This window comes from Dokdonia sp. Asnod3-C12 (assembly GCF_045063975.1).
In the GTDB taxonomy this organism is placed as follows: Bacteria; Bacteroidota; Bacteroidia; order Flavobacteriales; family Flavobacteriaceae; genus Dokdonia.
In genome coordinates this window covers 86,103-112,113 of the sequence record NZ_JBEFNY010000003.1, presented here as the reverse complement: position 1 = coordinate 112,113, position 26,011 = coordinate 86,103, and the positions used below count along the sequence as shown (strand labels likewise).

Below are 26,011 nucleotides of genomic sequence, written 5' to 3'. Positions count from 1 at the left end.
TTAGGAAGATAAGAGAAACTTCCCAAGTGGTCACTGCATCAATTATACTCTTTTATCAACAGTAAAAAAGCTGCTTAAAAAATAAGCCACTTCTTAAATCCAAAAAAGGAGTTGTTAAACATACAACTCCTTTTTGTTCTTTACATACGGTTTTCCGCATTATGGTGATATTTAATGCAATTGTGTGATTAGGGTTCACATTTTCGCGAAAGCGTACTTTTAGTAACGCACGTCTTTCATATCAATTTCTTCGGCAACAGTTGCTTTGTTATAATTACCTCCTAGATCTGGGCAGGCCATTAGGGTAGCGGCTCCTTTAAAGGGTATGGCTACTTTATTGTATCCATACACATCTGCTAGGGTCTGGGTGAGGTTTTTATCTCCTAGGTTAATGTCTACATCGTCCATGGTGAGCTGGCAAGGGTGCTCATAGCCGCAGGCGCGAGTGATTTCTAGTAGTTCTTTTTTGAAGTTTTTAAAGTAATAGTGTGTGCGTTCTGCCTTATCTGGAATGTCTATGCCGCGTTGTAACCACTTATTTTGAGTCGCAACACCAGAAGGGCAGGTGTTGTTATGGCACACCTTTGCTTGTATACAACCTACGGCAAGCATAGCTTCACGGGCAACATTGATACAGTCTACACCCATCGCAAAAGCCATGGCGGCTTTAGCCGGGAAGCCTAACTTTCCTGAGCCTATAAATACCACGCGCTCAGTGAGCTGGTACTCCTTAAAAATCTTATAAATATCTGAAAATCCATAAACCCACGGTAGCGCCACATGATCTGCAAAACTTGGTGGGGCAGCACCGGTACCACCTTCACCACCATCAATGGTGATAAAATCTGGTCCTTTACCAGTAGTTGCCATTATTTTTGCTAGTTCGCGCCACGCATCCAGTTTTCCTATGGCGGCTTTAATCCCTACTGGGAGTCCTGTTTCATGAGCAATACTTTCTACAAAGTCAACCAATTCTGGCACATTAGAAAATGCCTTATGATTAGGAGGAGAGAGTACATCTTTACCCACTTCTACACCACGTATTTCGGCAATTTCCTTAGTGATTTTTGATCCTGGGAGTACACCTCCTTTTCCAGGTTTGGCACCTTGTGATAGTTTTACTTCTATGGCGCGTACTTGAGGATTTTCGTCTACAAGTTTTTTCATTTTTGGCATAGAGAAACCGCCATCTTCAGTGCGCACTCCAAAATATCCTGTTCCAAAGTGAAACACCACATCACCGCCTTTTTTATGGTAGGGTGAGAGTCCGCCCTCACCAGTATTGTGATATGCGTATGCTTTTGCACAACCTCGATTTAAAGATTCTACAGCTTTCGCCGAAAGGCTACCAAAACTCATAGCACTCACGTTAATAATAGAACTAGGTCTGTAAGGGCGCGATCTTCTACCAGCACCCATAACTTTTGCACATGCAAGGAAGTAAGGGTCTTTTGCATTGGGGTGATTTTCTTCTACCTTATATGGCATCATAGCATTATTAATAAAGATATAATGCGACTGATTGATGTCACGGTCGGTACCAAAACCTTCGTAGTTATTTTCATTTTTGGCAGAGGCATAAATCCACCCGCGCTCTATACGATTAAAAGGAAGTTCCTCACGGTTATTTGCCACAATATACTGGCGCAACTCTGGCCCAATACTCTCAAGCATATACCTAAAATGCCCAACAACTGGGAAGTTGCGCGTGATGATATGTTTTTTGTTAAAAAATATATCTCGTATAGCGACAATAACCACCACCAAAATCAACCACATCCACCATGAGATATTACCTAAAAACTCGAGTACTCCTTCCATTTATTCAATTTTTGCACTAAAATACAATTTACTATCTCGTAGTCTGAAATTTTAATTCAAGTTTATTATTTACTTCTCATGGTAAGTTTTAGTTGATGTACAATGCGCAACATCTCCCTGACTCCCTCTTCAAAGAGGGACACTGTTGTGTTTTTAAGTTTTTTTGCTGCGCAAAAAGAACTTCTCTAGTTTTCCTCTTCCTTGCATCCGACGAGGGAGGAACGACCGAGAGGAATGCATAAGGTTAGGGGAGATGTTTTTGGGTTCGAGTGAGCCATTTTTATGCGTTATGTGTTACATCTCCCTGATTCCCTCTTCAAAGAGGGACACTTTTGTGGTTTAAGTTTTTTTTGCTGTGCAAAAAAGACTTCTATAGTACCCCTCTTAGAAGAGGGGCTAGGGGAGATGTTTTGGGTTTGAGTGAGCATATCTTATTTGTTACATCTCCCTGACTCCCTCTTCAAAGTGGACACTGTTGTGGTTTAAGTTTTTTTTGCTGCGCAAAAAGAACTTCTATAGTTCCCCTCTTCCTTGCATCCGACGAGGGAGGAACGACCGAGAGGAATGCATAAGGCTAGGGGAGATGTTTTGGATTTGAGTGAGCCATTTTCATGCGTTATGCGCAACATCTCCCTGACTCCCTCTTCAAAGAGGGACACTGTTGTGGGGTTTAGGTTTTTTGCTGCGCAAAAAGAACTTCTCTAGTTCCCCTCTTCCTTGCATCCGACGAGGGAGGAACGACCGAGAGGAATGCATAAGGTTAGGGGAGATGTTTTTGGGTTCGAGTGAGCCATTTTCATGCGTTATGTGTTACATCTCCCTGACTCCCTCTTCAAAGAGGGACACTGTTGTGTTTTTAAGTTTTTTTGCTGAGCAAAAAAGACTTCTTTAGTTCCCCTCTTTGAAGAGGGGTTAGGGGAGATGTTGACATGCGAGTAAGAACATAAACAAATTCCCCCTCTTAGAAGAGGGGTTAGGAGAGATGTTTTTGAGTTCGAGTAAACACATCAAACTCCTCCACACCCTCACAAATCAAATAACTTATCATAAATTTACGGAAGACTATAAAGAGCACATCTACATTGAAAAAACATAAAACCTTATTAATTATTGGCTTACTTCTCATTCCGCAGATGGTCTTGGTTCGCTGGCTGGCGAGTTACCCGCAACTGGTGGAGACGTATTATAGCAACGGATTGTATCCTATCATTTCAAAGGCGTCTCGATATGCTTTTGGCTGGTTGCCGTTTTCATTTGGTGATATCATGTATGCGGTGCTTATTGTGCTCGCTTTGCGCGAAATTGTACTACTCATTAAAAACAAGTTTAGAGGATTTAAAACCTTTCTTCTAAAGACGCTAGCCATCATTTCGATAGTGTATGGAGCGTTTAACTTACTTTGGGGAATGAATTATAACAGGCTTCCATTGCACGAATCCTTAGGAATAGATAATGAGTACACCACCGAAGAGCTAGTCCAACTTACAGAGAAGCTAATTAAAAATAGCAATAACCTCCACAATCAACTCGCCGAGGATGAAAACAGTCGCGTGGTTTATTGTGATAACATAGAAGGTGAAAATGCTTGTTTGCAAGAAATTTTCAACGGAACGCTTAATGGTTATGAGACGCTTAAAACTCAGTTCCCAAAGCTTAGTTACCCACCTAAGAGTATTAAGAATTCGCTATTGCGATACCCTCTGTCTATAATGGGGTATAGTGGTTATCTCAATCCTATTACTAATGAGGCGCAAGTTAATGGAATGGTGCCGGCTCATCGATGGCCAGTGATTTCCTCACATGAGCAAGCACATCAACTAGGTTTTGCAAAGGAAAATGAAGCTAACTTTATCGCAGTGATGGCAACGCTTAATAATGAGGATTTATATTTTCAATATTCAGGGAGTATTTTTGCGTTGCGTTATGCGCTCAATGATGTGTACAGCCGTGATAAGGAATTAGGAGAAGACTTGAAAGCACGTCTTAATCCAGGTATTTTAGTAAATTATCAAGACTCTAGAGATTTCTGGGATGCGATGGATAATCCGCTGGAACCACTGTTTGATCTGTTTTACAGCAATTACTTAAAGGCAAATAATCAGCCAGGTGGATTAAAGAGCTATAGTTATATGGTAGCACTTTTGGTTAACTATGATCAGCGTTTTCCAGATACATTCTGATGTTAAAAGTCTCTTAAAAGTTTCCTAAACCTTAATAGAACGTTAACGCGGTGGCTATCTTTAGGATCTAAACTTTCAACCTATGTTCTTTAAAAAATTACTTGTCTTTGGGCTAGTAAGCTGCTCATTTACGATGTATGGGCAAGATTACTTTCCAGCAAACGCTGGAGTCAAGTCCAAAAACCAAAATTACACGGTGTTTACAAACGCCACCATCCACACAACTCCCACAGAAACCATTAAAAATGGAACACTTGTAGTGCAAGATGGAAAAGTGGTCTCTGTAGGCAAATCTTCATCATATGCACAAAATGCTATTGTTGTAGATCTTAATGGTAAACATGTCTATCCATCTTTTGTAGACATCTATACTAATTTTGGTATCGATAAGCCTAAGCGTGCAGGAGGATCTGGACGTGCTTCACAATATGATAACTCTCGCGAGGGAGCTTACTGGAATGACCATATCTTATCTGAGCAAGATGGCTATCAAGATTTTAAGTACGATTCAAAAAAAGCAACCGAATATCTTGAGGCTGGTTTTGGCGTAGTTGCAACACATCAACACGATGGTATTGCACGTGGTACAGGAGCGCTTATCGCACTTAATAATGATGGAAATACTGCAAACCGCGTGATAGAAGATCGCCTTGGTCAGTATTTCTCATTTGATAAGAGTGTAACCTCGCGCCAGTCATACCCATCGTCTAAGATGGGTGCAACAGCATTACTACGCCAGTTACAACACGATTTAGACTGGTATGAGAAAGGAAATATAGCTACTAAGGATCTTTCTTTAGAGGCGCTTTCGCGAAACAAAGGGCTTCCGCAGTTTTTTGAAGGTGATGGCTTATATGATGACCTTCGTATTGATAAACTTGGTGACCAGTTTGGTATCGATTATGTAATCGTTGCCGGTGGTGATGAGTATAAGCGTATCGGAGAAGTTAAGGCGATGAATCGTAAGATGATTCTCCCACTTAAATTTCCAGATGCCTACGATATGGAAAATCCATACGCTGCCGAATATGTAGCGCTTTCTGATATGAAACATTGGAATCAAGCACCTACAAATCCTAAAGCATTACAAGATGCAGGAGTAACATTTGCACTTACTACATTCTCACATAAATCTCCAAAAGATTTTAAAGACCACTTGATGAAGGCAATTAAGTATGGTCTGTCTAAGGAAAGAGCCTTAGAAGCACTTACTACTATTCCAGCAACAATGATTGGAAAGAGCGGTGAGCTTGGAGTACTCAAATCAGGAGCTTGGGCAAACTTCATGATTACTTCTGGAGAAGTATTTGAAAAAGACACAGAGCTTTATGAGCACTGGATTCAAGGTAACAAAACAGTAATCAAGGATATAAATACAGTTAATATTGACGGTGTTTATACAATGAATATTAGTGGAGCTACTTATGAGCTAGAGATTAAAAACGCGCTAGAAAAAGCAAAAGCATCTCTTAAAAAGGGAACAGAAGATGTAAAAAGTGAATTTTCTTATAAGGATGAATGGGTAACAGTAACGTTCCCTCAAAGCGAAGGAAAATTTGTACGTCTTGTAGCAAGAGCATCTGCAGATGGTCTAAGCGGCAAAGCAATTCTTGCAGATGGTTCTGAGAAAAATTTTACTTCTACTAAGAAAGCACTAGCTAAGAGTGGTGATAAAGACGATAAGAAAGAAGAGGATAAACCTCTTACGGTAATGCCACTTACCTTTCCTAATATGGCTTTTGGTTTTGAAACAAGACCAACACAGCAAGATATCTTAATCACAAATGCCACTGTGTGGACTAATGAAGCAGAGGGTGTTCTGGAAAACACAGATGTCTTAATAAAAGATGGAAAAATCAGTGCAGTAGGTAAAAATCTTTCTGCTCGTGGTGCTATGGTAGTAGACGGTACTGGTAAGCATGTAACTTCTGGTATTATAGATGAGCACTCTCACATTGCGGCTTTTGCAATCAACGAGTCTGGTCACAACTCTACGGCAGAGGTTCGCATGAGTGATGTAGTTAACCCAGACGATTCTGATATCTATCGCAATCTTGCTGGTGGAGTTACAGCTATTCAATTATTACACGGATCTGCAAATCCTATTGGAGGACAGAGCGCAGTAATGAAATTAAAATGGGGAGCACCTATTGATGAGATGGTGATTGCAGATAAGAAGTTTATCAAATTTGCTTTGGGTGAAAACGTAAAGCAAGCAAACTGGAATAGCTTCTCAAGATTCCCACAAACGAGAATGGGAGTAGAGCAAGTATTTGTGGATTATTTTACAAGAGGAAAAGAATACGAAGCAAAGAAAAAGAGCGGTCAACCTTATCGCATGGATGAGGAGATGGAAACTATAGTAGACATCCTTAATATGGATCGTTTAATTTCTTGTCACTCCTATGTGCAAAGTGAAATCAACATGACCATGAAAGTGGCAGAGCAGTTTGGTTTTCATATCAATACATTCACACACATACTTGAAGGATATAAAGTTGCAGATAAAATGGCCGAACACGGTGTAGGAGGATCAACATTCTCAGACTGGTGGGCTTATAAATATGAGGTGAATGATGCTATTCCTTACAATGCAGCCATCATGCACAGAGCAGGAGTAACCGTTGCTATCAACTCAGATGATGGTGAGATGTCAAGACGTCTTAATCAAGAAGCTGCAAAAATTCATAAGTACGGTGGTATTTCTGAAGAGGATGCATGGAAAATGGTAACTCTTAATCCAGCAAAACTATTACACATGGATGATCGCGCAGGTAGTTTAAAACCTGGTAAAGATGGAGATGTTGTAATATGGACAGATCATCCACTTAGTATTAAAGCGAGAGCAGAGAAAACGATTATTGAAGGAAAAGTATTTTTTGATATGAAAAAAGACGAAGAACTTCGTAAGACCGTACAGCGCGAGAAAGCACAACTTACTGCAATGATGCTTGCAGAAAAGAATAAAGGCTTACAGACGCAACCTGCCAAAAAGAAAGAAAAACAACGTATGCATTGTGATACAGAACAAACACTTTACTAAGATGAAAACACTACAACAACTATTAGTAGCCGTTGTTTTCCTTTTAGGAGCAACTGCAAGCGCACAGCAAACACCTGCAGCAGCACAAGCTGCCGCATTTACTATTACGGGAGCAACTGCTCACATAGGTAACGGAACCGTAGTAGAAAACGCCACTATCGTTTTTGAAAACGGTAAAATAAGCACGATTCAAAGCGGAGGAACAGCCACTAAAGGCGAAGTCATTAATGCTACTGGAAAGCATGTGTATCCTGGTTTTATTGCAACAAACACCACATTAGGTCTTGTAGAAGCAGCAGCCGTGAGACAATCTAATGATGATGATGAGATAGGCGAGTTAATACCGCATGTACGTGGTATTATCGCTTACAATGCAGAATCTAAAGTAGTGGAGAGTATGAGACCGAATGGCGTGCTTATGGCGCAAATTCGTCCTGTGGGAGGCACCATCTCTGGGTCTTCTTCTCTCGTACAACTTGATGCTTGGAACTGGGAAGATGCTGCTTATAAAACAGACGAAGGTATCTTTATGGAATGGCCTCGCACGATGCGCCGTGGGCGCTGGTGGTTAGGTGAAGAGCCAGGTTATAAACCAAACAAGGATTACAGTAAAGATGTAAACGAAATCAAAACCTTTTTCAAAAACTCACGAGCTTATGGAAAAGGGAACACCTCAAAAAACCTTCCTTTTGAAGCGATGCGTGGTGTTTTTGAAGGAACTCAAAATGTGTATGTTTCAGCAAATGATCAGAAGCAAATACTTGATGTGATTGCTTTTGCAAAGGAGATGAATCTCACAAACGTTGTGCTTGTAGGCGGATACCAGTCTTACAAAGTAACTGCAGAACTTGTAGCTGCAAATATGCCAGTAATTTTACAACGTGTACAAGATTTACCTTCTATGGAGGATCATGATTATGACTTACCATATAAGTTACCTAAGCTTCTTACAGACGCTGGTGTTACAGTTGCGTTAGGATATGACTCAGAGTACTGGCAAGTACGTAATCTTCCTTTTTATGCGGGACAGGTTACTCAATTTGGTATGAGTGATGAAGATGCACTTAAAATGATTACGATGAATCCTGCAAAAATAATGGGAGTTTCAAATACTGTTGGGACACTTGAAGTAGGAAAAGATGCAACACTTTTTATAAGCGAAGGAAATGCACTAGACATGAGAGGAAACATCCTTTCGAGAGCATTTATCCAAGGACGTGATATAAGTTTAGAGTCTCATCAGACCAAGCTTGCAAAGCGTTATGCAGAGAAGTACGGACAGAAGGAGTAATCCTTAATCTTAGTTATATTAATTAGTAAAGCCCGAGCAATTGCTCGGGCTTTTGTTTTGCGGTAATTTAGTAACTGCTATTTAATCACTTTACAACCTTCACCAGAAATTCGGCTGGAGTAGCTGTCTACTTGAAGTCCATTACATTCATAAAGTGCGGTACTTTCAGATAGGTATTTATCTATGTCCGCTTTCGCGAAAGCGAGACAAAACATACTAGGTCCACTGCCAGAAATACCAAAGGCAATGCATCCATTCTGCTGAGAAATCGCTTTAATCTCATCAAAATGCGGAATCAATTGCTTGCGATGTGGCTCTACGAGTACATCTTTGATACTTTCCTTAAATAATTCCTTATCCCATTCATACAGTGAGGCAACAAAGCCTGCCAGATGTTGTGATTGTGCAATAGCATCTTTAAGAGGCACGTGCGTAGGTAAAATCTCCCTCGCTTCTTTAGTTTTAATAGTAATATGAGGATGTAAAATCCCAACGTAAACCGTATCCATGGGAGGTAACGCTATTACCTTAAATGGGTTATAGCCAGTTACTAGCGTGGTACCTCCATAAATGCAAGGCGCGACATTATCTGCATGCTCATTACCACTCGCCAGTGCTTCGCCTTTCATAGCGTAGCGCGTGAGTTCAAGATTAGATAATGGCTTTTCTAAAAGCTGATTAATACCATACACAGCTCCTGCTGCGCTAGCACTGCTGCTACCTATTCCAGAACCGGAGCGTATTTTTTTATGAATCTCTATTTCTACTCCAAAGTTGGCGTTAATGCCTTCTAGCATGGCATTACCCGCCACACCAGCAACATTATTATGAGCTTCTATAGGGAGTGTATCACCTGTGATTTCTGTAATCGTTACTCCGCGACCTTCGGTTTTTCTAAAAACCATCTCATCGCCTATACCTTCGAGGGCAAAGCCTAGCGAATCAAAACCACAGTTTACATTTGCCACTGTAGCGGGACAAAATACGCGTATCTCAGTAGGATTATCAAGGCTTTGTACCGTGGCTTTTTTATGTATTTCTTGAGACATATAATTATTATCTAAGTCTTATGATATCGCTGAAGAGTCCGCTGGCGGTAACATCACCACCTGCACCTGCACCTTTTACAATGAGCGGCTGCTCTGGATAGCGTGCCGTGTAAAATAAAACAATATTGTCAGACCCTTCAAGGTTGTAAAACGGACTGTCTGCACCTACAGACTGTAAGCCTACGCTTGCTTTGCCATTATCCAACTGTGCTACATATTTAAGGCGTTTACCTGCTGCTGTAGCGTCGGCAACTAGTTTTTCAAAGTGTGCTGCGTCTTCTTTAAGTGTTTCAAAGAAGTGAGGAACGTCTGTGCTTTCTAGGTTATTTGCTGTAAGAAAAGGTGTGTTCACAATATCTTCTAGTTCTAATTTAAGTCCGCTTTCTCTTGCGAGTATTAGGATTTTACGAGCTACATCTACACCACTCAAATCAATACGAGGATCTGGCTCTGTATAGCCCTCCTCTTTGGCTTGTTGTACCACATCATAAAAGCTATCACCGCTTTTAAAGTTATTAAAAACAAAGTTTAAACTTCCAGAAAGCACAGCTTGTACTTTAGTAATACTATCACCAGACGCGATAAGGTTCTGTAAAGTATCTATTATAGGTAAACCAGCACCTACGTTGGTTTCAAACTTAAAGGGAGCATTATATTTTCTACTCAATCGTTTAAGATTTGCATAGTATTCTTGTTTTCCAGCGGCAGCAATTTTATTACATGCAACCACTGCGATGCTATTTCGCAAGTATTCTTCATATGCCATCGCTACGGGTTCATTTGCAGTAATATCGACAAAAACTGAGTTGCGCTGGTTGAGAGCAATTACGTTTTCGCGAAAGCGTACAATATCTGCCTTCTCACCTTGAGCAAGCGCCTTTTCCCAATTATCTAAATCAATAGCTTGTTCTGAGACGAGCATCATTCTACTATTAGAAAGTCCTAGTACTCTTATATTAAGGTTGAGATGGTCTTTAAGATATTTTTTCTGACTGTTAATTTGATCTAGGAGTTTTGCTCCCACATTTCCTACACCAGTAATGAAGAGGTTAATTTGCTTTCTGTTTCCTTCAAAGAAAACTTCATGCAAGCTGTTAAGCGCTTTCTTTACATCCTTCTCGGCAATTACTGCAGAGATATTTTTCTCACTCGCTCCTTGTGCAATGGCGCGTATATTCACGTTGTTTTTTCCAAGTGTGGAGAACATTTTTCCAGAAATCCCTTGATGACTTTTCATAGATTCTCCTACGAGTGCGATTATTGCAAGAGAAGTCTCAACAATCACCGGGTCAATCTTACGTAGCGATAGCTCGTAAGCAAACTCTGTTTCTATTGCTGTTTTTGCACGCAAGGCATCTGCCTCCATTACTCCTATACATATACTATGTTCGCTAGAAGCCTGTGTAATAAGGATCACATTAATCTGCTGTAAAGAGAGTACTTCAAAAAGGCGTTTTGAAATTCCAGAAATTCCCACCATTCCTGCGCCTTCTACCGTGAGTAGTGCAACGTCACTTATATGAGAGATTCCCTTAATAGGGTTTCCATTGCTCCTTTCTTGCTCGCCTATACGAGTTCCAGCTTCATCTGGAGCCATCGTATTTTTGATATAAATAGGGATATTTTTACTAAGCGCAGGCACAATAGTAGGAGGGTAGAGCACCTTTGCACCAAAATGCGATAACTCCATCGCCTCGTGATATGATATGTCACGTATAGGTTTTGCTTGTTTTACAAGCTTCGGGTTTGCTGAAAACATCCCACTCACATCTGTCCATATTTCTAGTTGGTCGACCTCCAGCGCAGCTGCAATTATAGCCGCAGTAAAGTCTGAGCCACCACGACCTAGTGTACTTGTTTCTCCCGTAGCAGTACTCGCAATAAATCCTCCTAGGATGGTAATGTTCTGTGACGCTTTCGCGAAAAATTCTTTGATATTTTCATTAGTGCGATCATACAATACACTGGCTTTGGTATGATTGCCATCGGTAATGATAAGTTGTCTACTATCTTTAAGAGTAGCTTCGATACCCTGATGATTAAAGGCTGCCGTTATAATACGACTACTGGTAAGCTCTCCAAAAGCGGCAAGCTTATCTAGTGTTTTAGGAGAAAGCTCGTTAATTAAGAAAATACCCTTGAGTAAGTCGTCTAAGTGCGACATAAGCGCACTTATATCTGCCATTACTATAGCATCACCTTCGGTAAGTGCTTTTGCAAAAGCCGTATGTTTTTGGTGTATTTCTAAAAATACATCCTTATAGGTTTCATCTTTTTGAGCAGCAAGCGTTCCGGCTTTTAGCAATAAATCTGTAATTCCACCCACTGCCGAAACAACAACAGCTACTGGATGTGAAGCAGCTTGGTTATTTACAATGGCAATTACTTTTTCTATGTTTTTAACACTCCCCACAGAAGTGCCTCCAAATTTTAATACGCGCATAGTATGCAATTTTACATTTTCGCGAAAGCGAAAATGGTATGAATAAACTAATTAATTTGTGTGTGTGGAAGAGATCCTTGCTCGCGCAAGTAATAGATAGATAATATGTACGACTATAACCCCAACGGGGTAATCGTACCAATAGTAATAGTGGTAGTCAAGAAAATCGAAGTGTATTGTGTTGTTCTCATCTTGTTTCTGATATGTTAAATGTAGTACATTTACCTAAGGAGGCAAGATGTAGTTCTGAGTTTTGAGGATATGACAATTCTTGACGTACTTCTAGCACGATACTGATAATGTGATAATTTGAAGTTTACTTTCGTGAATATTTAATGAATTAAAGAACATTTTTCTTCATAAAGATGAAGAAACTACCTAATTATAGCTAAATGAAAATATACAGCGCCAAACAAATTTACGAAGCAGATAAAGCAACCATTGAAAAGGAAGGGATTCCATCTTATAATCTCATGGAACGCGCCGGTGGGTACGTTTATGAGTGGATGAACCAGCGTTTACAAGGGCAGCCTGTGCCTATAAAAGTATTTTGTGGTATCGGTAATAATGGCGGTGATGCACTTGTAATTGCTCGCTTACTTCTTAAAAATGGCTATAATGTTGATACTTATATAGTACACTGTAATGATAAGCGCTCTCCAGACTTCTTAAAGGCGTATGACGCTCTCAAGAGTGAAGTAAAAAAATGGCCAGAAATCATTAAAAGTGTTGAAGACTTTCCAGTAATCACTCCGCAAGATATTGTGGTAGATGGAATCTTTGGGATAGGACTTAATAGGTGTCCAGATGATTGGGTAAAAGCACTTTTTGTAAAAATTAATGAGTCTAAGGCTTATACACTTTCTATAGATATTCCATCTGGAATGTATTCAGATAGAGGACCAGCAAAGGATGATGTAATTGTACATGCAACGTTTGTACTAAGCTTCATGTCACCAAAACTTGCTTTTTTCTTACCAGAAACGGGTAAGTACATTAACATGTGGGATACAATTGATATAGGTCTAGACCCAGAATTTCTTGCAAAAACTCCTACTGATGTAACGCTAATTTCAAAACCTGAAATCCAGCAGATGTACAAAGGGAGATCACAGTATTCACACAAGGGAATGTACGGCCATAGCTTAATTATAGGAGGAAGTTTTGGAAAAATGGGCGCTGTGCAACTTGCTAGTAAAGCTGCTTTAAGAGCGGGTAGTGGTCTTGTGACGGCTTATGTACCGCAAATAGGAGTTCCTATATTACAAACGGCGCTTCCAGAAGTAATGGTAGAGACCGATAATTATAATGGAAAAGTGTTTGAAGAAATTGATTTTCAAACCGAAGCAAATGCTATTGCAATAGGCCCGGGAATGGGAACCGATGAGAAAACGGTAAGAGCAATGGAGTCTTTCTTAAAGAAGCAAAAGCAACCATTAGTGATAGATGCAGATGCAATTAATATCATCTCAAAACGACCATCACTTATGGAGCAAGTACCTCCATTATCTATTTTTACGCCACACCCAGGTGAGCTGGAGCGTTTAATAGGCAAGTGGGATGACGACTTTGATAAGCTAGAGAAAACGGCAAAATTTGCCAAAAATCATAATGTCATTATCGTAATTAAAGGTGCTCATACAATTACTGTTTATGATATGAGACTTTATATAAATACTACTGGTAATCCTGGATTGTCTACTGCTGGTACTGGAGATGTGCTTACAGGAGTTATCACTGGGCATATAGCACAAGGATACCATCCTATGGAAGCCGCTATGATGGGAGTTTATTTTCATGGACTTGCAGCAGATGTTGCCGTAAATCAATATGGAATAGAAGGACTCATAGCAGGTGATGTGACAGAGTTTTTAGGAAGAGCAGTAATGAGTCTTTTTGAAAAACCAGAGCAAGAAGGTGGGGCAGCACCACAGCAATAAATTATAGATACATCAAAAAAAAATGGATAGCGTGTAAACGCTATCCATTTTTTTATACATGAAAGTTATCTTATTCTGTAATCGCTACAGGAAAAGAAACTTGCACATCTGTCTCTCCTCCAGCATTACCTAAAGTTCCATCGTTAGGCTTTGTAGGCTCATGACGTAGTGTGATAGTAAGTGTACCAGAACCTGCAGTAGCACCAGTCGTAAGTGTAACTAAAGTTCCTAGTGGATTACCGTTACCATCAAAATCCTCATAAGTCACAGCTGCGTCAAGGCCTGTACTAGGAGTATAGAATACTTGGTGCTCGTCAGATTCTTCTTCTACTTCTTCGGTGATATCCTCGGCTGGGCTTTCTGTTTCATTCAGAAACTCAATACTACCGTTATAAACAGTATTTACATCTAAGTCACCAGAAACGGTTATTGTAGGTGCATTAGGTCCATCTCCATCAAGATCTTGTGATGTGAGAAGAACGCTGCTTGTGTCTGACATCAATGTAAGAGAAACTGTTGTGATAATTTCTTCTTCGTTTACAATCTCTGGAATTGCTCCATCATCATCACTAACACAAGAGGTGATCGTTATAGCAGTAAAGGCAAGGAATGTATATTTTATAAAGTTTTTCATTGTTTGTTTTGTTAAGTACGCTTTCGCGAAAGCGTGATTTTAATAATTAATTTTAAGTTGTAGTAAGATATTTCTACCCAAATCGTCTGCAAAATAGCGCTGGCGATTTAGGTACTCCCTGTAAGAGGTGTCAAATAGATTGTTTACCATAAGACCTACATTAAGATCACTTTTATCGTTGATTGTAAAATCAACAGATCCTTTAAAATTTATGAGATGATAGGCATCGGGAGGTGTGCTTATATCTAATAGTTCTGTAGTGTTGGTTTCTGGTATAAATACGTCAAAGTTTGTATCTGGAAATTCATTTTGACGAAATACATAGTTACTTTCAAGTGACAGCTTTAAATTTTTAACTTCAGGAATACGGTATGTAATGGTGTTACGCGTACTCGCCGAAGGCATATTAATTAAAGCATTGTCTAAGGTTATGTCTTTTCCTTTTACTAACGAAAATTGGTTAGAAAACTCAATACGATCTGTTACTTGAACATTGTTGTCTATGTCAAAACCTAACAGTCTAGCTTGTGTCTGCCTATACTCCCATACAGGAAAACTTCCTCTTATAGTTTGCTGTACGCCTGTAGGCTCAATGAGGATAAAATCCTCGATAAAGTTTGCAAACGGAGCAATAGTAAAACTCCAAGTGTCTGTAGATTTTGTAAAGTTTAATGAAATTTTATTTGCGACTTCTTGATTAAAACTTAGGTCACCTAGCTCTATACGTGCAGCACTCTGGTGTAACCCGTCAGAAAATAATTCTGACACGTTAGGTGAGCGAGATGCGAGCGCATAGTTAAAAGATATAGTACTTGCGTCAGAGATTTGATAAGATACTCCTGCAGTGGCAGATATATTCTTGTACTCAAAATCTGGCTCTACAAAAATTTGGTTATCAAATTCTTGACGTACAAACTGAGCAAAGTCTACATTGTATCCTCTTTCTTCCCATAAGCTCGTAGTATAAAACTTTTCGGCTAAGATTCTGTTGTAATCATATCTAGCACCAGCCTCTATTGTCCATTTTCCAAGGTCTTTAGATGCTAATGCATAAACACCAAAATCTTGAGCTTGGTAATCTGGTATGAGTCTTCTTACCCCTGTAGATGGATCAGGAAAATGTTTTTGATACCTTCCAGACACGCCTATTTTTGCTGTAAGCGTATTGTCTGCAGTGTAATCAAAATCAATTTTACCGCCTACAGTTTCAAGTTGTAAGTCGATAGAAGGTCGTAAATCATCACTATCTCTACGTATATCAAATTCTAGTCTATTATTGCGCTGGTAATCATACTGTGCGCTTAATTTTCCAAAGTTATCAAAACGATAAAATGATTTAAGTTTTGCAATTTGATGCTTTACTTCCTGTCTAGGGGCATTAATATCGTACGTAAATGGCGCTACCACAAATGGCTCTTGGCTATTTATTGCAACCGAGAGATCTGCAGCATTACCTACGTGTGATGAGCGCAAAATACCAGATTCTTTGTCAAAAATCGAGTAGCTAGCCTCCACACCGTAACGATATTTATTAACTCCTATACGTGCAGAAAGGTCTCTCTCATACAAGGCTGTATTACTTAGGACATAATCTGGCGCTTCAAAATCTCCAAAACGTTTCAAAGTCCCGTTTATGCCACCATACCAGCCATTATTATAAGATTTTATCAATGAAGTTGTAATAGAACCTCCACGACCATTGGTCGCACCAGTAATAATAGTTCTTCCAAAAATAGTGTCTTTTACAGGCACCTGCTCTGGTTCTATAATTATAGTACCACCTATAGCATCACCGCCATATTGTAATCCTGCGGCACCTTTAATAACAGTGACTTCGCCAGCAGCATTCACATCAATATTAGGATCATGTTCTACACCCCATTCTTGATCTTGTAAACGCGTACCTTCTGTAATAAGAACAACCCTACTAGAGTGTAGCCCTTGTATTACCGGTTTTACTACAGAGTTACCTGTATTTAATGAGGTAACCCCGCTTAGGTTTTTAAGAGCATCACCTAGTGAGGCTGCACTATTACTTTCAAGTAAGCTGTGGTTTACAACAGCTTCTGTCGCTGTACGGCTTTTGCTTTTATGAGCATGTGCAACAATCTGGACATCGCCTAGAGATTCTAGATGATGCTCCATGTTGATGTTGCGAGTAGTATTTCTACTTACATCTACTTTTATAATTTGTGTCTCACATGCTGGATGTGATACTTGTAGTGTGTAATTGTTGGCACAAAGTCCTGTGATAACATATTTGCCTAGGCTATCTGTCATTACAGCGTCTTCAGACCCTGCAACAATAATGGTTGCACCAGATAATACTTCATTATCGTGCAGGTCTATAACATAACCAGATAGGGTATAGGTACACTCTTGTGCTGTACTCGTAATGCTCAGCAAGGCAATGCTAAGCCATAAATAAAATTTCATAAAATTTGTTTTGCTAATTATTGAATGTAATTCAATGCTTAACAAAACGGGGGACCACGGTCTGAGGAACTTAAGATGGTGGTTGTGTATGATGTCTGTAATAGAACATCTACTTCTTTTGAGATATGTATGGTGGGTGATTGGTACGCTTTCGCGAAAGCGTAAACTCCTGCTTTAACAACGTGTAAATCACCAAGATCACAATCTAGTTTTGATTCATGAACGTGTACTTCTCCTGTAAATTTACAAGTATCATAATGTTCATGGTCTGCTGTGCTGTGAGAAAAAGATACTACACTAGGTAACAAGAATACAAGCATTGTAAACAATGCTGTAAGTCTTATAATTATATGAGTACTGTCTTTCTTCAAGCTTCTTTTGAAAATAAAAATCCTAGTCCCAATCTGGAAACCATTTTTGTAGCAAACGCTTTAAAGAACGCATACTGACCAAATAGCCAACCAAATATCACTAAAAGCACTTGATAAATAGGAAAAATTAACAAGATTCTAACAGGCCAGTAAATCCAACCAGTTGTAATATCCTTACCTAAGCCTATAAGATCCATTAAAGGATTAGAAAGTCTTCCAGCTGTTGAACCGGTTACTGCAAATGCAAGAAATATTGCTACGAGCTCCCAGCGATAAGTAACTCCCCATCTTGAATAGAGCTTTTTAAATAGCCAAAGCGTGATCCATATAATTAAGAAAGCTATAGGCAAACTAAGTAAAATAGTTGCTACGGGTACAGAAGTATCATATGCAGGCACATAAATAGCTCGAGCAATTAAATATGCCGAAAAAAGAGCAGCTATCAAGCCAAGAATAATATGTATAAATTGCCAGTTTTGAGTAATTTCCCAGCGTTTTTTAAAGTCTTTCATAACGCTGCAAAAATACGATTATCGTAGTTTCTGATTGTTGCGTTCTTGAAAAAATTCAAACCAATTATATAATAGGTAATTTACTTCATAGCCATAATCGGTATTCGAATTGTAATCTATGCGCTGTATATATAGATTAGGGTCGTATTGTGATATGTTATTTACTCTGTTGTTATATTCAGTAACATAAAACCTATTTTTATTTTCTAAGAAAAACTGTCCATAAAACCCTCTAGGTCTTTGTGTAACTAGCCATGTATTAAACCCTGGTTCTATAATAATAATTTCATATTCTAGACTGTCATTTGCAATACGTATCGTGTCTGATGCATTATCTGCAGTATTGCCTATGTCTTTTGTACCACTTGTAGTTGCACAACCTATTATGGTAGCGGTAAGAATTGCTAAGTAAATTATCTTTTTCATAATCTTAAAGTTAAAGATTTTACCTGTGATACAGGTTTGTTTTATCGTAGTATTAACGATAGTACTAATTGTTATACCGTGTAAACTTACTAAGCAGTAACCTTTATTTAAAGCTACAATGAGTAAATGAGACCTCTCAATGAGGGAACAAAAAAAGAGTGCCTTTTCAGGCACTCTTTAATATATGAATAGATGATTTATGGATTATTTTCCAAAAAGTCCTCCTAGAAGACCTCCTATACCACCTTGTTTTTTATTGCTTCCTAGTACCATTCCTGCTACGTCGTCTAAGATGCTTCCATCTCCATCTGCATCTAGTAGAGTAGTGATTAGGCTTTGATTTTCTTGAGGTTGACCACCTAGCATGCTGCCTAATAAAGCACTCATACCAGTACCATCACTTACGTTATTTTCTTTAGTTTGCTTTCCTAGTACTCCCATAAGGATAGGCGCAGCAACTTTTAATATTTGAGCTACAGATCCAGCGTCTACACCAGACTTGCTACTTAATGCATTTTCAACAGCAGGTTGTTTGTTTCCTAAAAGGTGTCCTAAAATTCCAGCACCATCATTTACTACGTCGTCACTAGGTCCTCCGTTACCCATAAGGTCTCCAAGTTGGTCTAAAATACCACCACTATGCTTTCCAGATAAAGCGCCCATTAATCCAGCTGCTCCCTCTGGTGTCTGTACGTTTTTCTTCATGGCTCCCATAAGTACTGGAAGTGCCATGCTCAAAACCTGCGCAGTTGCACCTTCAGATTGTCCTGATTTTGCACTTGCTCCACTAATAAGAGATTTTCCTATATCACTATTTAATAAATCTAATAATCCTGCCATCGTTGTTGTTTTTTAATGTTTACAAAATTCAAGGTACAAAATATTATAAGTTCTAAAATTGCTGACATAAAAAAACCACCCTCTTGGATGGTTTTTTTAGAATCTTGTCGATTAAAATCAATTTTAAATCGATAAACAGTAAAACTAACATCGAATGTTTAAGCTTACTGCATTTGTAAATGCTATTGTTACTTAAGGATTTTTATGATTTGCTCTGCTAGTTCTGTACCAATACGATCTTGGGCTCCACCAGTTGCTGCTCCAATGTGTGGAGTTAAACTCACCTTAGGATTCATAAGTACTTGTACCGCTGGAGTAGGTTCGTTTTCAAAAACGTCTAGACCTGCAAATGAAAGTTTGTTGCTATCTAAAGCAGCTACTAGAGCTACTTCATCTATAACACCACCTCTTGCAGCGTTTACTAGTGCAGCGCCATCTTTCATAAGATCGAACTCTGCTTTACCTATTACATAGTCTTTTTGTGCAGGAACGTGAAGTGTTATGAAATCTGCAGATTTTAAAACTTCCTCCTTTGATGCAGAAGTAAGATCAAACGCTACAGACTGTCCGTCAAAGAAAGGAACAGTAACTGTCGCTTTTTCTGTAAACGGATCATGAAAGATAACTTTCATTCCCACTCCCAAAGCAATTTTTGCAGTCTCTTGACCTATACGACCAAAACCAATTACACCTAGTGTTTTACCACGTAGCTCGGTTCCTTTCGCGTAAGCTTTCTTTAATCCTTTAAATTTTGTATCACCTTCAAGTGGCATGTTACGGTTAGAATCAAATAAGAAACGAACTCCGTTAAACAAGTGAGCAAATACGAGCTCTGCTACAGATGCAGACGATGCTGCTGGTGTATTAATTACATGAAGTCCTTTATCTCTGGCATATTGCACATCAATATTATCCATTCCTACGCCACCACGTCCTATAATTTTTATAGATGGGCAAGCGTCAATAAGTTCCTTACGCACTGTGGTAGCACTTCTTACTAAAATAACATCAATCTGCTTTTCATTGATGTAGTTTTCCAGTTGGTCCTGAGCAACATTTGTTGTAATTACTTCAAATCCTCCAGCTGTAAGAGCGTCTACTCCCGTTTGTGATATTCCGTCGTTTGCTAATACTTTCATAGTAAATGCTATTATATGCGGTTTAATATTGTTGTTTTGTCCTTGTGGATTTAAGCTTTTCTTTCTAGTTCGCTCATTACGTCTACTAGTACACCTACGCTATCCATAGATAGGGCATTGTACATAGAAGCTCTATAACCGCCTACACTTCTGTGACCATTTAAACCATTAATGCCTGCTTCTTTCCACATGGCATCAAAGGCATCTTTAAGATCACCATCTGTAAGTGAGAATGTAGCGTTCATGGTAGAACGATCTTCTTTGGCAGCGAATCCTTTAAATAGTGGATTAAGTTCTATCTCGCTATAAAGTAGTGTTGCTTTTTTATTATTGATTTCTTCAATCGCTTTTACGCCACCTTGTTCTTTTAACCAGCGCATAGTAAGCATTGAGATATATACTGCATATACAGGAGGCGTATTAAACATACTTCCTTTACTTATGTGCGTTTGATAATCCAGCATAGATGGAATCTTACGAGTCACTTTACCAAGAATATCTTCTCTTACTATAATAAGTGTAGTTCCTGCTGGTCCCATATTTTTCTGAGCACCTGCATAGATTAAGTCAAATTGATTAAAATCAATCTCTCTAGAAAAAATGTCACTACTCATATCACATATAAGAGGACAATCTACCTCTGGGAAATGCTTAATTTGTGTCCCAAAAATAGTGTTGTTACTTGTGAGATGTAGATAGTCTAAGTTTTCTGGAAGTATAAATCCTTTAGGTATGTAATTGAAATTTGCCTCCTTACTAGATGCAACCTCAGCAACCTCTCCAAAAAGTTTTGCCTCTTTGATAGCTTTATCACTCCAAGTTCCAGTGTTAATATAACCAGCCTTTGTTTCTAGTAAGTTGTATGCTACCATTAAAAATTGCATACTCGCTCCACCTTGTAAAAAAAGTGCTTTATAACCTTTGCCTTCTAAACCCAGTAATTCTAATGCTAGATTTCTAGCCTCGTCCATTACATCTACAAAGTCTTTGCTTCTATGAGAAATCTCAAGAATAGAAAGTCCGGAATCATTAAAGTCTAATATAGCCTGTGATGCTTCTTTAAAAACATCTTGAGGTAAGATACAAGGTCCTGCGCTAAAGTTGTGCTTCTTCATGGTGTGCTATTTTATGCGTTTTGTGCTTTACAAAGATGCCCAAAACGTTATAAAAAGCAATAGATAAATCGATAAAATATTGGCTATAATGATGTCAAAAATGTAATAGTATCAACTCCATCTGCATAATCATAAAGCTCAGGTTTTTGAGTTTTTCCTATTGGAGTGAGCTCCTTAACTTGGCTTTCTAGTGCTGTATTCCCCACAACACATTGAATACGATCTTTATCTGCTTCAAGCTTTTCAACTAGGCTTTCCATTGATTCATATTTTTCATAAAATAAAGTCGCGATAGGTGAGCCGTAGCTTTCATCTTCCTTGAGCATTAAGAAACCATTCTCTAAGAGCTCAAAGAGGCTCATTAAATACACCGCTTTATTGTAGTCATAATTATTGGCATACTTTGCACCATTCATAATATCGCTCCAGTGATAAATAGCTTTGAAAAAGGCATCAAAATTGTAATCTTGTGGCACATACAATTTTGATACATTACGGCATCCTAAACCGTAGTATCTAAATATATCTTCACCTAGCGCAATAAGCTCATCTTCTGTTTCATTACCTGTAAGTACTGCAACAGAATTTCTGTTTTTACGGATGATGTTAGGCTTTTTACCAAAGTAATATTCAAAATACCTAGCAGTATTATCGCTTCCTGTCGCAATTACAGCATCGTAGGCTGGTAATTTATCTTCGGTGAAGCTTATGGTTTCTTTAAAAGCAGGTTCTGCATATTCTAGATATTTTGCAAGAAAGGGTAGGAGGTGCTTATCATTAGACGATTGTTTTCCTACAAATTTATGCCCAGCAATTAATACGCACATAAAGTCATGAAAGCCTACTAATGGGATATTACCTGCCATGATTACGGCAACGGTTTGTTGTGGTTGCGCTTTCGCGAAAGCGGTATCGTACCCATCAAGCCACTCAGTAAGTTTTTCTTGAGTAAGTGACTGTGCCCAGCCTTCTAAAGCGAAGAGTATATTTTCTTTAGTGAACCAGCCGTTGTTTTCGCTGGCTAGTTTAAACTGATGCTGCATTCCGTCAAAGAAGAGATCATTGTGTAGTACTCCTTCTTTTTGGGCAATTGAGTCACGTGTAAACTGACTTAAAAATTTTCCTAGCTCAATAAAAGCGTTAATTCGTAGTTGAAGTGTCATAGGTTTTGGCAAATCGGTGTCTAGGCGTTATTTTTGTGCAAAGTTACCCAAAAAGAAAACTATGGCAATTATCATAACAGACGAATGTATAAACTGTGGAGCTTGCGAGCCTGAGTGTCCTAACACTGCCATTTACGAAGGCGCAGATGACTGGCGCTATGCAGATGGAACAGACCTAGAAGGAAATGTTGTCTTACCTAACGGAAAAGAAGTAGATGCAAATGAAGCACAACAACCTGTGAGTGATGAGATTTACTATATCATTCCAGATAAGTGTACCGAATGTAAAGGTTTCCATGACGAGCCACAATGTGCTGCAGTATGTCCAGTAGATTGCTGTGTACCGGATGATGAGCATGTAGAAACAGAGGAGGTATTGCTAGCAAAACAATCATTTATGCATAAAGATGCATAAGTATTATGCTCTATAAAACAACAAAGCCATCCTGTAAGGATGGCGTTGTTGTTTTAAATAACCGCTACAAGTTCTCCGGTAATGTTATGGATAACTTGCTGTAATCTTCTAGCATAGTCCAGCAACGCTTTAATTTCTTTAATCGTGGCAGGTCGCTCTTTGTTAAAAATAAGTAGCTGATCTCCTTTTGATTCTATGTGGTAATAAGGATTGCTCTCTAAGAAATGAATAAGCTCATTAGAAAAGAAACTCTTAATGGCATACTCGTTTTCTCCTAATAAAAAAAATCGATTAGAAAAGTCTGTGTGACCATCAATGTTGATGTCATTCCAACCCGTTATCGCATAAAACTTTTCTAAAAATCCTTCTTTATCTATTGTAAACGATGGAATAGGAGTAGGCAAGTCTATGGTGATCATAGTTGAGCGTACGGTTCCCTGTGCTATAAATTCTCCTTCTGAGTAAATAATATCAAAGAGATGCAGGACATTATCATCATCCTTAAACTCGTTATATGAGTGATTTATATGTTTTGTCTGGAAATAAAGAAAATCTGTAAGCTCATGAACATCTTCATTTTTTTCTGGATGATATTCTAGATTATAGCTTTGAGCAAGTTCTTCAAGTGATACTTGGCGTTTGGTTTTACTCTTTGTAAACATCTTAGGCACTGTTATCATCTTGCGCAGTGCAAAAGGATGTGAAGAGTCTGTATCATGCATATCGAGGCCTACAACCTCAAAGTGCCCACCTTTTTTACTGAATACTTCTTGAAAGTCGTGAAGATTCTCCATGACTGTGTGATCTACAAAGCTACATTTTGAAAAATCTACCACCACGTCCTGACTCTCAGGAATAGCTTCTAGCTTTTGTTTGAGTTTGTAAAAGTTTAAAAAGGTACAAAAGTGTTTTACACTCACATAATAGTTACTTCCTCCTTTGTCTCCCGTTTCTTGGAACATCAACACGTTTGGCTTAAACATGTTTCTAAGAAATAGCCCTGTGCTTTTATTTAAAAGAATATGAATGATAAATGTGATGACAATACCTGCTAGAATACCAGATATAAGATCTACAAACAACGTAGTCAATAGCGTAACAAAGAAAATAAGTACTTGCTCTTTACCAATAGTAAACATCTTTCTCACAACTACAGGTGATGCAAGCTTATATCCTGTATACACAAGAATAGCCATTAAAGCCGGTAAGGGAATACGCGTAAGTTGCGTACTAAATAATGCGATAAAAATGACTAAGAATGTAGCGTGGCTAAAGTTGGCACTTCTATTAGTACCACCATTATTTACATTTACAGAACTTCTAGCAATAACAGTAACTACGTTAAGACCACCTAAAAACCCTGATCCTACAGTTGCCAGACCTAAGGCCTTGAGGTCACGATTAATATTTGACCTACGTTTGAGGGGATCTAGCTTATCTACTGCTTTTATACTAAGCAACGATTCTATACTTGCGATGAGGGTAAGTGACAAGACACTTGCCCAAAAGGTAAATGTCCCAACAGACCCAAAATTAGGTATTGGTAAATCCTCTACGATATCTCCTAGTGCTGGGATACCACTTATCATATATTCTTGAGCAATAGGGTTAGGTAAACCAAGTACAAGCTCATAATAATAACTAAAACCTATAGAAAGCAACACAATCCACATAGGTGCAGGGACGAGTTGTAAATATTTGTTTCTGATTTTTCCATAAAAAATCATAATTGCAAGACTGCCTAAGCCAAAGATAGCGGCAAAGATGAGTCCTGTATCTGTATAACTGAAAACGCCAATAATTGAATTTGGGATTTCCAGTAGATAGTCAAGGCTACCGTCGCGAGTAATTTTATTACCTAGCATGATGTGGAACTGCTTTCCTAGAATAATAAGACCGATGGCGGCTAGCATCCCCTGTATCGCAGAAGAGGGAAAGAAATCTGCTAGTTTTCCCATACGCAGAAAACCTAATAACATAAGTAGTCCACCAGAACAAATAATAGCAGCATACGTGCTTTCTAATCCTAGGGCTGTAATTGCTATGAGTACTACTCCCACAAGACCATTCCCAGGTCCTGTGATAGTTACATTACTTCCGCCAAGTATGGATACTAATATTCCTCCTACAACAGCAGTGATAATTCCTGAGATAGGCGGAGCCTCACTAGCCATTGCAAGTCCTAAACCTAATGGTAGTGCAATTAGACTTACTACAAATCCCGAAAAAATATTTCGCGGAAGCGTTTTAAAAAAAATATTTATAGAATTCTCTTTTGGACTCATCGTACAATTAATACATCTGTAGGGAGTTCTGTGAGAATATGCTCAATATCATGTGGAAATAAACGATCCCAAAATGATGTTTTTGATGGGGCGTTCATGATTAATAAATCTGCTCTTACGACCTCCGCATAATGACCAATGGAGTATCCTCGTTTACCAAAAATGGCTTGAGACCTTGCATCTACACGTTGCTGTATTTCTTGAGGCACTTTATTTATAATTTGCTGTACTCTGCTTTCCTCTCGTCTACGCAGTTTTTCCTTAGCAATATTTGCTCGGCGTAGTGAGGTATCATCATCTACATTTACGTGAATTTCGTTCTCAGTAATTTCTTCTACGATGGTCATTTTATCTGCACTCAGACCGTGAGCAACGTAAAAGGCAGTGGTTATGGTTTGTTCTGTTTTGGGGTCTTCAAGGCCATTTACAACTACATGTTTACAGGGAATACGTGTTACAGAGGGATTGATAAGTAAGAGCACAGAGCAAGAGGCACCTCGCGTTATTTTTCTGGCAATAGACCCTAAGTAGTAATTGACAAAATTTTCTCTTTGAAGCGCACCAACAATGAGTAAATCAATCTTTAAAGTACTGGCAGCTTCTATCATCACTTTAACAGGGTCTCCAGGCTTAAATACTATTTCAGATTTAAGACCTTCTTGATGAAAACTAGTGAGTAATTTCTCAAAAGATTGATGTTTCTCATCTGTATGATCACCTACGTGAATCACTACTAACGTTGCATTAAAATGAAGACATAGTCTAGCAGCCTCATACAAATTTGCTTTGAGGTTAGGAGAGAAGGTGGCGCCTACGCCTATAATTTTAAAGGGATTGGGACTCACAGAGTCGTTTAGTTTTATGAGTGAGTCAAGGTAACATAATTATACGTAATAATGATGTATATC

General features: G+C 38.8%; 19 protein-coding genes. 5 read left to right on the top strand and 14 right to left on the bottom strand.

The window, feature by feature from the left end; genetic code table 11:
* Positions 1-219: 219 nt before the first annotated feature.
* Complete coding sequence (locus ACJJVW_RS00525; RefSeq protein ID WP_405250380.1) at positions 220-1,821, bottom strand: FMN-binding glutamate synthase family protein; 1,602 nt, start codon at positions 1,819-1,821, stop codon at positions 220-222.
* Between the two features lie 1,082 nt (positions 1,822-2,903).
* Between ACJJVW_RS00525 and ACJJVW_RS00520 the strand changes: the two genes are divergently transcribed.
* The 3 genes from ACJJVW_RS00520 to ACJJVW_RS00510 all read left to right on the top strand — a co-directional run bounded on the left by ACJJVW_RS00520 (position 2,904) and on the right by ACJJVW_RS00510 (position 8,335).
* Positions 2,904-4,001 (top strand): DUF3810 domain-containing protein, encoded by a 1,098-nt coding sequence (locus ACJJVW_RS00520; protein WP_405250379.1) that lies wholly within the window; start codon positions 2,904-2,906, stop codon positions 3,999-4,001.
* Between the two features lie 82 nt (positions 4,002-4,083).
* Complete coding sequence (locus ACJJVW_RS00515; RefSeq protein ID WP_405250378.1) at positions 4,084-7,044, top strand: amidohydrolase family protein; 2,961 nt, start codon at positions 4,084-4,086, stop codon at positions 7,042-7,044.
* 1 nt (position 7,045) lies between these two features.
* Positions 7,046-8,335 carry an amidohydrolase family protein gene (locus ACJJVW_RS00510; RefSeq protein ID WP_405250377.1) on the top strand — a complete coding sequence of 430 codons (1,290 nt, stop codon included), beginning with the start codon at positions 7,046-7,048 and terminating at the stop codon, positions 8,333-8,335.
* A 77-nt stretch (positions 8,336-8,412) separates the two neighbouring features.
* Here the strand turns inward: ACJJVW_RS00510 and ACJJVW_RS00505 are convergent, their stop codons facing one another.
* Positions 8,413-9,384 carry a homoserine kinase gene (locus ACJJVW_RS00505; protein ID WP_405250376.1) on the bottom strand — a complete coding sequence of 324 codons (972 nt, stop codon included), beginning with the start codon at positions 9,382-9,384 and terminating at the stop codon, positions 8,413-8,415.
* Positions 9,385-9,391: 7 nt separating this feature from the next.
* Entirely contained in the window at positions 9,392-11,827 is a 2,436-nt protein-coding gene (thrA, locus tag ACJJVW_RS00500) for a bifunctional aspartate kinase/homoserine dehydrogenase I (RefSeq protein WP_405250375.1), read from the bottom strand.
* 392 nt (positions 11,828-12,219) lie between these two features.
* Here thrA and ACJJVW_RS00495 point away from each other — a divergent pair, with 392 nt between their 5' ends.
* Entirely contained in the window at positions 12,220-13,767 is a 1,548-nt protein-coding gene (locus ACJJVW_RS00495) for an NAD(P)H-hydrate dehydratase (RefSeq protein ID WP_298327784.1), read from the top strand.
* A 70-nt stretch (positions 13,768-13,837) separates the two neighbouring features.
* Here the strand turns inward: ACJJVW_RS00495 and ACJJVW_RS00490 are convergent, their stop codons facing one another.
* From ACJJVW_RS00490 to ACJJVW_RS00450, 9 genes are all read right to left on the bottom strand, one after another.
* Positions 13,838-14,401 carry a type 1 periplasmic binding fold superfamily protein gene (locus ACJJVW_RS00490; protein WP_405250374.1) on the bottom strand — a complete coding sequence of 188 codons (564 nt, stop codon included), beginning with the start codon at positions 14,399-14,401 and terminating at the stop codon, positions 13,838-13,840.
* A gap of 39 nt (positions 14,402-14,440) precedes the next feature.
* Entirely contained in the window at positions 14,441-16,837 is a 2,397-nt protein-coding gene (locus ACJJVW_RS00485; RefSeq protein ID WP_405250373.1) for a TonB-dependent receptor, read from the bottom strand.
* Between the two features lie 38 nt (positions 16,838-16,875).
* Positions 16,876-17,208, bottom strand: coding sequence for a hypothetical protein (locus ACJJVW_RS00480; protein WP_339848976.1), 333 nt, complete (start codon positions 17,206-17,208; stop codon positions 16,876-16,878).
* Positions 17,205-17,720, bottom strand: a complete 516-nt coding sequence (locus ACJJVW_RS00475; protein WP_339848979.1) for a DUF6787 family protein — start codon at positions 17,718-17,720, stop codon at positions 17,205-17,207. The genes ACJJVW_RS00480 and ACJJVW_RS00475 overlap by 4 nt, the downstream gene beginning before the upstream one ends.
* A gap of 18 nt (positions 17,721-17,738) precedes the next feature.
* A complete protein-coding gene (locus ACJJVW_RS00470) occupies positions 17,739-18,146 on the bottom strand; it encodes a DUF6146 family protein (RefSeq protein WP_298327802.1) in 408 nt (135 codons plus the stop codon).
* A 204-nt stretch (positions 18,147-18,350) separates the two neighbouring features.
* The gene (locus ACJJVW_RS00465; RefSeq protein ID WP_013751936.1) at positions 18,351-18,986 is read right to left on the bottom strand and encodes a DUF937 domain-containing protein; all 636 of its coding nucleotides are present in this window, start codon (positions 18,984-18,986) and stop codon (positions 18,351-18,353) included.
* Between the two features lie 188 nt (positions 18,987-19,174).
* The gene (locus tag ACJJVW_RS00460; protein ID WP_405250372.1) at positions 19,175-20,125 is read right to left on the bottom strand and encodes a D-2-hydroxyacid dehydrogenase; all 951 of its coding nucleotides are present in this window, start codon (positions 20,123-20,125) and stop codon (positions 19,175-19,177) included.
* Positions 20,126-20,175: 50 nt separating this feature from the next.
* The gene (gene serC, locus ACJJVW_RS00455; RefSeq protein ID WP_144784248.1) at positions 20,176-21,240 is read right to left on the bottom strand and encodes a 3-phosphoserine/phosphohydroxythreonine transaminase; all 1,065 of its coding nucleotides are present in this window, start codon (positions 21,238-21,240) and stop codon (positions 20,176-20,178) included.
* Between the two features lie 83 nt (positions 21,241-21,323).
* Positions 21,324-22,403, bottom strand: coding sequence for an acyl-CoA reductase (locus tag ACJJVW_RS00450; RefSeq protein WP_298327816.1), 1,080 nt, complete (start codon positions 22,401-22,403; stop codon positions 21,324-21,326).
* Positions 22,404-22,464: 61 nt separating this feature from the next.
* Between ACJJVW_RS00450 and ACJJVW_RS00445 the strand changes: the two genes are divergently transcribed.
* A complete protein-coding gene (locus ACJJVW_RS00445) occupies positions 22,465-22,818 on the top strand; it encodes a 4Fe-4S dicluster domain-containing protein (protein ID WP_013751940.1) in 354 nt (117 codons plus the stop codon).
* Between the two features lie 53 nt (positions 22,819-22,871).
* On the opposite strand, the gene ACJJVW_RS00440 is transcribed toward ACJJVW_RS00445, so the two are convergent.
* Both ACJJVW_RS00440 and ACJJVW_RS00435 read right to left on the bottom strand, forming a co-directional pair.
* Entirely contained in the window at positions 22,872-25,103 is a 2,232-nt protein-coding gene (locus ACJJVW_RS00440) for a SulP family inorganic anion transporter (protein WP_405250371.1), read from the bottom strand.
* The gene (locus ACJJVW_RS00435; RefSeq protein WP_405250370.1) at positions 25,100-25,948 is read right to left on the bottom strand and encodes a universal stress protein; all 849 of its coding nucleotides are present in this window, start codon (positions 25,946-25,948) and stop codon (positions 25,100-25,102) included. The genes ACJJVW_RS00440 and ACJJVW_RS00435 overlap by 4 nt, the downstream gene beginning before the upstream one ends.
* Positions 25,949-26,011 lie beyond the last annotated feature (63 nt).